The sequence below is a fragment of the Streptomyces sp. NPDC054863 genome (assembly GCF_053610825.1).
Genome location: NZ_JBSGZD010000082.1, coordinates 1 through 9,982 on the forward strand (window position 1 = coordinate 1; position 9,982 = coordinate 9,982).

Here is a 9,982-nt window from a genome sequence, read left to right on the forward strand (position 1 = left end):
ACGGTCCTCACCGGCGGCTCGCCGCTGATCGCCACCGTGGGCGTCCGGACCTGGTGGGCCCGCGGCCGACCGAGCACCTGGCCCGCGCGCGGCACGCCTCCGCCCACCGGCCGGCGGCAACGCCCGACGACGAGGTGCCCGTGCTGCCCACGCCGTTCCCTCCCGGCCGCGACCGGCCGTAGGCCCAGGGGCCACGCGCCCGTGGGATGATTTCCGACGTCGGCAGCGCGCCGACCGTAGGAAGGGGGCCCTCGCATGGCCGCAGGATTTTCGGCGTGGAAAGTCAATCAGCAGTACGCGGTGAACGACCGCACGGCCCTCAACGGCAAGCACTACCTCTGCCTGGTGGCCCACAAGTCCAACTCGGCGAACAGCCCCAAGGGTGCCGTTAAGTTCTGGAAGCGTTACGAAACCTGACAGATCGGCTTGTTCCGGGTCGAAATCCTCGACCAGGTCCGTTGACGCGCGCGGAGCACGACGGAAACGGGAAGACGCAGGTGCCGGGGGCCGGCTCGTCGGGGTGATCGTGCGGCGGGCCCCCGACGGGCCGGCGGTTCTGGGAATCCGGCGGCTACGGGCGGTCCTCACGTGACGGCGTGCGGCGGACGGCACCGCCCCGGTGCCGGGACGTCTTCCCCGTCTCCGTCACCGGCCGGTCGTGCCGCAGGTCGTCGAAGAGCCGGGCCGACCTCTTGGCGTCCCACTTCAGTACGTTGCCCTTGGGGGTGGGGACACCGATGCCGGACACCGGCACGTTGATCTGCTTGCCGTGTCCGCCCGCGATGCTCTGCACGGCGCGGAACATCCTGCTGAGATCGCTCAGGCTCGTGTCCTTGTCGACGATGAGCGTGTCGAGCCCGGCCTGCACGGCCGGGCCGATCTCCAGCGGGTCGAAGAGGGTGTCGGGCCGGGCGGCCTGGTGGGCGAGGGTCGACAGGAACTTCTGCTGGTTCTTCGACCGGCCCAGGTCGCCCTCCCTCTCCTGGTGCCGCTGGCGGACGAAGGCGAGCGACTGCTTGCCGCTCAGGGTGTGACAGCCCTTGCGCAGGTCGGCGCCCGACTTCTCGTCCTTGATGTCCCGGTCCAGGCACATCCGAACGCCGCCGATGGCGTCGACGATGTTCACGAACCCGGCGAAGCCGATCTCCACGTAGTGGTCGATGCGCAGCCCGGTGTTCTTCTCGACGGTGTGCACGAGCAGTTCGGGGCCGCCGTAGGCGAAGGAGGCGTTCAGTTTGTCCCCCTCGGGCCGCTTCGTCTTGCCCGTCGACGTGTCGAGGCGGCCGGGCACGGTGATCCAGGAGTCGCGCGGCAGGCTGACCATGCTGGTGCCGTTGGCCCCGGTGTGCAGCAGCATCATCGAGTCGGTGCGTCGGCCGCCGCCCCCGCCGGCGTGCAGATCCTGCACGTCGTCCGGGGTGAGCCCGTCGCGGCTGTCCGAGCCCACGAGGAGGTAGTTGGTGCCCTCGCCCGGCGGCGGACGGTCCGCGTACAGGCCGAGGTCGACGTCACGGTTGAGCCGGGCCTCGGCCCAGCCGTAGGTGCCGCCCGCCGCGACGACCACGACGGCCAGCAGGACGAGCACCGCTCGTCGCAGCCCCCTGCGCTTCTTCGGCTGCCGGGCGTGGGCGCGCCGGGGCCCGTAGTGCGAGCTGGGGCGTTCGGCGAACCGCTCACGAGCGGCGGCGTCCTCCGGGGTCGGGTCCTGACCCTGGCCGGCGTACGGAACCGGACGGGCGTACGCATCCGTAGGGACGTACGCATCCGTAGGGACGTACGCATCCGCATCGACGTACGCGTCCGGGTGGACGTACGCGTCCGGGTGGGTGTACGGATCCGGATCGGTGTACGGCCCGCGGCCACCGCCCCCCGGATCCGGGCGCCACAGTTCGCCCGTCACCCGCACCGGCCCCCGGCCCACGGGACGGTCCCGGGCATCGCCGCTCCAGCCCTCCCTCCCCGTGGGCGTACGTCCGGCCCGCTGGTCAAGCGGGTCTGTCATGGTCAACTCCCTTGGTCATGTCCCAGGTCCGACTCACGAGGCCGCTCACCGGTTCCCCTCCTGTCCCGTCCGCACCTGGATCACCGCGGTGCCAGGCCCCGACCGGGACGACAGGCTCCGCCGCGGAGGCGACGCGTCGAGCGGATCTCCGGACGTCTCCCCGGACGGCGCCTGGAGCAGATACGGGTCGGCGGTTCCGGTGCGCTTCATGCTGTGCCACTTCAGTCGGGTGCCGAGCAGCGCCGTGGTCACGGAGTGGATGACCACCAGGTACATCAACTGCCGGTAGACGAACTGCTGGAGCGGCAGAACCCACAGCACGCGCAGCCGTTCGCGGTCGAGCCGCAGCGCGTAGGCGGCGGTGACCAACTGGACGGAGAGGAAACCGAACCAGACGAGGGCAGCCTCCACGGGGTCCCGGAACAGCGCCCCGAACAGGGCGAACATGTCCACGACCGGTGCGCACAGCGGCAGCACGATCTGGAACGTCGTGACGTAGACCAGCACCCGACGGCCGAAGCGTCCGGCGGGGCCGATCTCCGTCACCGCGTGGCGGTGCTTCCACATCGACTGGAGGGTTCCGTAGCACCAGCGGTAGCGCTGACGCCACAACTGCCGCACGGTGCTGGGCACTTCGGTCCAGGCGACCGCGGACTCCTCGTAGACGACGCGCCAGCCGGCCCGCCAGAGCGACATCGTGAGGTCGGTGTCCTCGGCCAGGGTCTCGTCGCTGACGCCGCCGACACCCATCAGCGCGTCCCTGCGGAAGGCGCCGATCGCCCCCGGCACCGTCGGCATGCACTCCAGGACCTCGAACATCCGCCGGTCGAGGTTGAAGCCGAGTACGTACTCCAGGTGCTGCCATTTGCCCAGCAGGCGGCGCCGGTTGCCGACCTTGGTGTTGCCGCTGACCGCACCGACCGCCGGGTGGGCGAGCGGCTGGACCAGCCGGCCCAGCGCCTCGGGTTCGAAGACGGTGTCCGCGTCGACCATGACGACGATGTCGTGCCGGGCGTGCGCCAGGCCGGTGTTGAGGGCGCTGGGCTTGCCGCCGTTGCGCTGCCGGATCACCGTCACCCGCGGGTCGTCGTCGGCGATGGACTCGGCGATGTCCGCGGTGGCGTCGGTCGAGCCGTCGTCGATCACGATGATCTGGAAGTGCGGGTAGGTGGAGGCGAGCAGCGAGTACACGGTGGAGGCGATGCCGGCCTCCTCGTTGTACGCGGGCACCAGGACCGTCACCGGGTCCCGCACCTCGCGCAGCCGTGGTGCGCCGGGCCGGTACCGGTGCAGCCTGCGCACGTGGAGCCGGGCGAACACCGCGAACATGAGCATCCGCAGGACGCCGAGCACGCCCGTGAGGGTCAGCGCCCACACCATCACGGTGAGGAAGCCGTGCCCCAACCGCTGCAACTGGATCAGGCCCTCGCCCTTGATCTCCTGGGCGACCGTGACCCCGTCGAGGAAGGAGCGCCGTCCGAGGCCGCCGCTGACAGTGGTGAACTCCTTCACGCTGCGGTCCTGCAGCAGTTTCTCGGCCTCGCGCAGGCCCAGGTCGGTCTGGCTGTGCTGCGTCACCAGCCCGCGCCACGGCTTGCGGTCCTTGTGGTCCGAGGCGACCACCAGGTACCCCTGCGCCGCCGCGCGCTGCGCGGCCGTCCACTCGGCGCCGCAGAGCGTGTCCGCGGCCGTGGTGTGCGGCAGCCGCAGCAGGGTGGTGTTGACTCCGGCCGAACCCGCGAGGGCGGCCTGGGTGAGCGACAGTTCGAGCCGTGCGCGCAGCGGTGAGGCGGCACCGAGGTCGCCGCCGCTGTAGGTGTACGAACCGATCTCGTGGCCCTCGTGCAGGATCCGCCGCATCAGCTCCGGGTGCCGGGCCGCGTCCTTCCCGTAGACGAAGAAGGTCGCCCGCGCGCGGTGGCCGCGCAGCAGGTCGAGCAGGCGCGGCGTCCACACCGGGTCGGGCCCGCCGTCGAAGGTGAGCGCGACGGTCCCCGGCGGCATGGCCGCGGTGGAGACCCCCTCCGGGCCGAACCGCAGCAGCGGCTTCCCGTCGTCCGCCTCGCGCGGGATCGGCCGGGTGCACAGCGGCTTGGTGCGCGCGGCGTCGACCTGGTGGGTCGTCCAGCCCTCGAAGAGGAGGGTGACGGCGACCACCAGGAGGAGCAGCAGGAGGACGAGCCAGTGTCCGCGCGGCGGGCGGCGGACAGCGGACCGCCGGCTCACTGCTCGGGGCCTCCGGCCGACGGTACGGATCTGCCGGACGGCGGTCGGTGGTCGTCGCGGTCCACGACGCCCCTGGCCGGCGACCGGTCGGCCTCGGTCCGGTCGGCCTCGGCCCGGTCCGGTGCGCCGTGGCCGCGCTGCGACGTGCCGGTGTCCGGACCGGAAGGCGCCGGTACGTTCGTACTCGGCGGGTGCGTGCCGACGGGCTGCCGGAGTCCGCTGATCAGCGCGCCGACGAACAGGAGATACCCGAGGCAGGCGAAGCCCACGGCCAGCGCCACGCCCTGCAGCGTCCGCCTGCGCCAGCCCGACTGGTCGATGAAGACGGGGAGTTGGGGTGCGGCGGCCTGGGGGCGCCGCGCCGCCGGGTACACGCGAGGCGCCGCCACCCGGTGAGGCATGCTCCCTGTCATGTCCCGCCCCGTGTGCTGCTGCTCCCTGCGGGCAGGGGGTACGGGCGACGATCGCCCGTCGTGCGGTGTGCTGGCTATGTGGGGGGTGCCCTGCACTGGTGCTCCTGATCTGCGGCCGCGCATGCGCGACTCTTCGTCCGTGGGGGGTACGGACCCGGGGGTCCGCCGAACTGCCCGTGAGACGTCGGATCCGCATCCCGGTGCCCGGCGCGTACGGAGGTTTCCCGTACGCGCGCATGCCGTGCGCCCTTCCCGGGTGGGGCCGGGAAGGCCACGTACACATGTGCCCTCACAAGGGCCGGGAGGCCAGGGTGCGACCGTCAGCCATCACGCAGCCCCCGACCCTACTCGGACGCCCGTGCGACAAGGCAACAGGCCCTCCTGGCCTCTTGCGGGCTCGTGAGGGCTCGTGAGGGGGCTGTGCGTAGTGTTCGGTCATGTCTTCACTGAACTTGCGTCACTCGGCGCGTGCGGTCGTCCTGGACGAGGAGGACCGCATTCTGCTGTGCAGGTGCGTGCTTCCGGGCGCGGTGGTCTGGATAACCCCTGGGGGCGGGATCGAGGAGGGGGAGTCGACGGACTCGGCGCTGAGGCGCGAACTGATCGAGGAGGTCGGACTCGCCTTTGACGGTCCGTTGCGGCATGTATGGCACCAGCGGCTCATCGGACCCGAGTACGCGCCGGGCCACGACGGTGTCATCAACGACTATTTCCTCGTCCGTGCCGAGGCGTTCGAGCCGGGCGGCAGCCTGTCGGAGGTGGAGCTCGCTGCCGAGCACCTCACGTCGTTGCGGTGGTGGCGGCTGCACGAGATCGCCGCATACCAAGGACCGGAGCTGTTCGGCCCACGGGACCTGGCCGCGGTTCTCGACGAGCTGATCGCTGAGGGGGCTCCCGAAACCCCGGTCGTGCTCGGCCTGTAGACCGGCCCGGGAGGAGACGGGCTCTGCGCCGCGGCGCCTGCCGTCATCACGGTGGATACCCTGCGGGAATGAGTAACGCGATGTGGGATGCCCTGGTGGCGACGCCCCTCCCTGAAGTGCGGCGCCGTGCGGCCGTCGTGGACGCCCTCGCCGAGGTCGAGCCGGTGACGGTGGCAGGCGCACGCCGTCTGGCCTGGAACGACCGCGGCGGCCAGTCCGCGGTCTGGTACTTCGCGGAGGACGGCCGCGTGCTGCTGCTGACCTTCGACCACGAGTCGGCGCTGAACCTCTACGCCGAGGAGGATTTCGCCCTTCAGGAGTCCTTCTACGAAGGCGTCCCCGAATCCCTCGTCGCCCTGGTCCGCGACCGTCCCGAGAACTACGAGTCGCTGAACCTCACGGACTCCGCGACGGGCCGGACGATCCACTACGCAGGCGGTGTCTTCTGGTACGACGGCACGCGCTGGCACGTGTCCGACGGCCTGGCGGAGTACTGCCGCCGCGAGGACGCGGACCTCTTCGGCGAGTCCGGCTTCGACTACTGCCTGGACGCCTACGGCTTCGGCCGGGACTTCACTGCGGAGACCGTCGTGGCGACCCGGGACGAGGACGGTCGGTACGAGGACGACAAGGAGAAGGAAGCGGACCTGCCCGGCGTTCGCGAAGTCTTCACCCGGCACGGCCAGGCCGTTTCTGATGGCTCTCGGACGGTCGGGTAGCCGGATGACGAGCGCAGCGGCGGTCAGGGTGCCGCTGAAGAGGTGGTCGCGTCTGTCGTACCTACTGGTCTGCCGGGAGCCGGCCGCCGGACCGCCCTCGCCGACGCCGGTGTTCGCGCGGGACATCGCGCCGGGTGGTGGTCGCTTGGACATGCCGTCGCCGCAGGGAGGCACGGTTTCGCGGCCGGAGTACGCCTTGTCGCCACGCAAGCGGCCCGGACGGCTGCGCGGACGCCCCGACCCGCGCCGCCCGCGCCGAGCCGCGGCTCCCTGCCGACGATCGGCGAAGAAGTGCTCAGTGCGGTCTGCCGGGCGAGCGGCCGTACCGCGCTGTGGCAGGGCGACATCACCACCCTCGCCGCCGAGGCGATCGTCAACGCCACGTACCGTCCTGAGCTCCTGGGCATGGCCGGATCCGCCGGGCGAGGGCGCCGCCGTCCGCTCCACCAGCCCGACGGACCGGGCCGACTGCTCCTCCTACTCCTCGGCCGACACCAACTTGAACAGCAGTTGTCCGTTCGGCCCCGTGGAGACCTTGCGCAGCGCCGGATCGTCCGCGGCGAGCCCCCCGTCGTACTGCCACTGCAGCACCCACTTCACCTCGTAGCGCCGCAGGACGGCGAGCCGCTCCGCGCGGGAGGAGTCCGCCGCGAAGTAGCGCTCGACCGCCGCGTGCCGCGCCTTTTCGTCGGGCAGGAAGAATTCCGGGTATCCGGGGGCCACCGTGTACGGCCCGTAGGCCGGAACCTGGCGGGCCGCCCGCCCCCTGGTCATGACGGTGTCCCCGTACTGCACGTGGGGCGTGATCCACCGGTAACGGGCCCAGGGCTCCCGGACCTTCTCCCGCAGCACCTGCGGCAGCGCGTCCTTGCGGACGACGTACCCGAGCGTCCCCGCCTGCGTCCAGGCGCCGGCGAGCAGCGCGGCTCCGGTCGCGACCGCGAAGACCTTGCGAACCGTCCCGGTGCAGGCGGACACCGCCGCCAGCGCCGCCGCCAGCTGCGCCGGAACGATCGCCGCGGGGAGCGCGCGGCCCCAGGCCCAGTGCCCGCTCACCGCTCCCGCCGTGACCGTCAGGGCGCCCAGTGCGAAGAAGATCACCAGTGGGTCCCGCCTGTTGCGCCGAAGGCGCAGGGCCAGCGCCACCACTCCGACCAGGACGAAGGCGTAGCGCGGCAGCAGATCGTTGTACAGGGACCGGTGGATCGTTTCGAGCCCGTCGGCCTCGAACAGTGCGAAGAACGAGTAGTACGGCCACGCCGCGAGCAGCGCGATCCCGGCCAGGAACCCGCCGCCCAGCCCCAGCCAGGTCGCGCGCGCGGGCCACGGCCGCGCCCCGAGCAGCACGCCGAGCGCTCCGCAGGTGGCGGTGAATCCGGAGAACTGATGGCTGAGCATGATCACGGCCCACAGCGTCCCGAGCCCGAGGAACACCGGCCACGGGGCCCGGCCGCGCAGTGCCTTGGTCAGCAGCGCCCAGAAGTGGAAGGACAGCGCGAGCGCGAACGTACTCGGATAGGCGAGGCACAGTGCCAGCGAGCCGAGGCCGAGGAACCCGCTCCACGCGAAGAACTGCGGTCCCCACAGGAGCAGCAGACACAGCACCGCCAGCGGCCAGGCCGCGCGCCGCCTGGTGAACGTACGCACGAAGTGCCGGACGCCCGTGATCAGCAGCGGCAGCGACACGAGCGCGGCGAGCCGCAGCACCGTGAAGGTGCTGAGCCCGGTCAGCTTGGCGAAGATGCCGAGCACCAGCATCCACGGCGAGTAGTACGGGCTGGCGGTGTCCGCGTCGACCATCGGGTTGCCCGGATCGGACAGCGAGTGGCGCAGCCGCTCCAGGGTCGCCGCGTGCACGCCGAGGTCTCCGTCCCACGGCAGCCGCACGGCCACCAGCAGGAGCAGCAGGACGATCAGCAGGACCGCTCCGCACAGCAGTGTGTACGAGGACCCACGGCCGACGGCGGGCTCCAGGGGATCGACCGGCGGGCGGGGGCCGACCTGGCCACGCGTACGCGGTGAGAAGCGTTCCGCACGCGTACGGGGGCGGTCGGCGGGGACGGGGGCAGGTGCCGCGGTACGGTCCTGGATCTCGTCGGACGGGAATATGGCGGGCATTACGGGAATATACAAGAGTGGGATGACCATTCATCGGATCATCCGTCTCCCGTGGATACTCACCGATCCTTCGCCTCCCGCTGTGCTCGGCACGGCTTGTGACGGTATGTCACCTGTAGTTGTGCGGGCCCGTGGCTCCTCGACCGAGCCGTGCTTCCTCAACCGAGCCGGTGGTGGGCACGGGCCCCGGAAGGCCGTCGTGGCGCAGGTCAGGCGGTCGAGGCGGGCCAGGGGACGTCCGTTTCGACGGCGGCGGTGTAGTCGATGCCGGGGACGGCGAAGCCGTAGAGACGGCGGACCTCGTTGCTGAACCAGTCGAGGTCGGCGAGTTCGGTGATGGTGTCGCTGGTGGCGGTGGACCAGCGTGCGGCGACGGCACTCTGCACGGTGGGGTCGAGTTCCCAGGTGTCGAGGCGGACCCGGCCCTCGGCGTCGAGGTCGAGGGGGCGGACACCGGTCAACTGGTCCCACAGGTCCACCAGTTGGCCGATCGGGGCGACCATGGCGTCGCCGAGGACGCCTCGCAGGAGCCCGACGTACAGGGCGATGCCCGGGATGGCGGTGGAGGACTGGGTGACGGCGGCGGCGTTGACCGAGGTCACGGCCCGGCCGCCCACGGTCTTGCCGAGGTGTTCGTTCAACGTGCGCGCGGTGGCTTCCAGATGGGACTTCGCTGCGCCGATGGTGCCCTGCCGGTAGATCGCCGCGGTGAGCGGCGAGCCGATGTAGGACAGGGCGACCGTGGTGAAGCCGTCGGCCAGCAGGGACCGGTCGGCCAGGAACGCGATCCACCGTTCCCAGTCGGTGCCGCCCATCACCGCCACGGTCTGCTCGATGTCGTCGCCCTCGGCCGGCGCCGTGGTGACTTCCTTGACCTCCGGGGCACCGGACTCGTCGAAGACCAGGGTCTTGGTGGTGTACGGCGAGCCGACCGGCTTGAGCGCCGAGGCATACACGTCACCGGTGTCCGGGTCGGTGCGCCGAGGCGCGGCCACCGAGTGGATCAGGAAGTCGAGCCGCCCCCCGAACCGCTCGGCGAGGAGGTCGGCAACCTGCTCCTTCACCGTGTCGCTGAACGCATCGCCATTGAGGAAGACCATGTCCCGCCCGTGCTGTCGGGCGAGCCGGGCCGTGGCGGCGGTGCGGTACCAGCCTGCCGTACCGGTGCGCCGCGCGGGCGCCTTCTCGAAGCACACGCCGATGCCGCGGATGCCGACACGGGCCAGGCCCGCGATCGTAGCGGCCAGGCCGTACCCGGCGGACGAGCCGATGACCAGAGCCACCGGCCCCTCGCCCTCGGCGGTGACCGGGGCCGGGACGGCCTGCCACATCTCGTCCACCAACTGACGGCAGCCGCCGGGATGGGAGTCGAGGAACAGGAAGCCCCGGCTCTTGGGTGCAATGACGCGTTCGCTCACGGTGTGGTGCCCCAGGTGTCGTCACGGACAAGGACGCGGCGGCCCGCCTCGGCCACCCCGTCCCGCAAGTCTGCGGCGGAACGGATGAACACGGCGATCTTGCCCGGCACAACGATGTCCCATGGGTCTTGGAGGGTTTTGCACTTCATCGGCCACAGCCACT

8 protein-coding genes and 1 pseudogene are annotated in these 9,982 nt (G+C 71.3%); 4 read left to right on the forward strand and 5 right to left on the reverse strand.

Annotation, left to right across the window (positions count from 1 at the left end; all coding sequences use genetic code 11):
* A pseudogene (locus ACWGIG_RS17150) lies at positions 1-152 on the forward strand (MBL fold metallo-hydrolase); the annotation flags it as partial.
* 103 nt (positions 153-255) lie between these two features.
* Positions 256-417 carry a carbohydrate-binding protein gene (locus ACWGIG_RS17155; RefSeq protein ID WP_453322423.1) on the forward strand — a complete coding sequence of 54 codons (162 nt, stop codon included), beginning with the start codon at positions 256-258 and terminating at the stop codon, positions 415-417.
* 154 nt (positions 418-571) lie between these two features.
* On the opposite strand, the gene ACWGIG_RS17160 is transcribed toward ACWGIG_RS17155, so the two are convergent.
* Genes ACWGIG_RS17160 through ACWGIG_RS17170 form a run of 3 tightly spaced genes read right to left on the reverse strand, consistent with a single transcriptional unit; the run spans position 572 to position 4,617 of the window.
* A complete protein-coding gene (locus ACWGIG_RS17160; protein ID WP_453322424.1) occupies positions 572-2,002 on the reverse strand; it encodes an LCP family protein in 1,431 nt (476 codons plus the stop codon).
* A 45-nt stretch (positions 2,003-2,047) separates the two neighbouring features.
* On the reverse strand, positions 2,048-4,228 hold the full coding sequence (locus ACWGIG_RS17165) for a bifunctional polysaccharide deacetylase/glycosyltransferase family 2 protein (RefSeq protein WP_453322425.1): 2,181 nt from the start codon (positions 4,226-4,228) through the stop codon (positions 2,048-2,050).
* The gene (locus tag ACWGIG_RS17170) at positions 4,225-4,617 is read right to left on the reverse strand and encodes a hypothetical protein (RefSeq protein WP_453322426.1); all 393 of its coding nucleotides are present in this window, start codon (positions 4,615-4,617) and stop codon (positions 4,225-4,227) included. Before ACWGIG_RS17170 ends, ACWGIG_RS17165 begins: the two co-directional genes overlap by 4 nt.
* Before the next feature lie 461 nt (positions 4,618-5,078).
* On the opposite strand from ACWGIG_RS17170, the gene ACWGIG_RS17175 reads away from it, so the two are divergent.
* Positions 5,079-5,564: an NUDIX domain-containing protein gene (locus tag ACWGIG_RS17175; RefSeq protein ID WP_453322427.1), complete on the forward strand. Its 486-nt coding sequence runs from the start codon at positions 5,079-5,081 to the stop codon at positions 5,562-5,564.
* 68 nt (positions 5,565-5,632) lie between these two features.
* A complete protein-coding gene (locus ACWGIG_RS17180) occupies positions 5,633-6,283 on the forward strand; it encodes a hypothetical protein (RefSeq protein ID WP_453322428.1) in 651 nt (216 codons plus the stop codon).
* A 477-nt stretch (positions 6,284-6,760) separates the two neighbouring features.
* Here the strand turns inward: ACWGIG_RS17180 and ACWGIG_RS17185 are convergent, their stop codons facing one another.
* Positions 6,761-8,401 carry a hypothetical protein gene (locus tag ACWGIG_RS17185; protein WP_453322429.1) on the reverse strand — a complete coding sequence of 547 codons (1,641 nt, stop codon included), beginning with the start codon at positions 8,399-8,401 and terminating at the stop codon, positions 6,761-6,763.
* A gap of 209 nt (positions 8,402-8,610) precedes the next feature.
* Positions 8,611-9,819 carry an enoyl-[acyl-carrier-protein] reductase FabV gene (gene fabV, locus ACWGIG_RS17190; RefSeq protein ID WP_453322430.1) on the reverse strand — a complete coding sequence of 403 codons (1,209 nt, stop codon included), beginning with the start codon at positions 9,817-9,819 and terminating at the stop codon, positions 8,611-8,613.
* Positions 9,820-9,982 lie beyond the last annotated feature (163 nt).

Coding starts and splice junctions, on each gene's coding strand:
- ACWGIG_RS17185 (WP_453322429.1), bottom strand. CDS start 8,401: ATGCCCGCCATATTCCCGTCCGACGAGATCCAGGACCGTACCGCGGCA.
- ACWGIG_RS17160 (WP_453322424.1), bottom strand. CDS start 2,002: ATGACAGACCCGCTTGACCAGCGGGCCGGACGTACGCCCACGGGGAGG.
- ACWGIG_RS17180 (WP_453322428.1), top strand. CDS start 5,633: ATGAGTAACGCGATGTGGGATGCCCTGGTGGCGACGCCCCTCCCTGAA.
- ACWGIG_RS17175 (WP_453322427.1), top strand. CDS start 5,079: ATGTCTTCACTGAACTTGCGTCACTCGGCGCGTGCGGTCGTCCTGGAC.
- ACWGIG_RS17155 (WP_453322423.1), top strand. CDS start 256: ATGGCCGCAGGATTTTCGGCGTGGAAAGTCAATCAGCAGTACGCGGTG.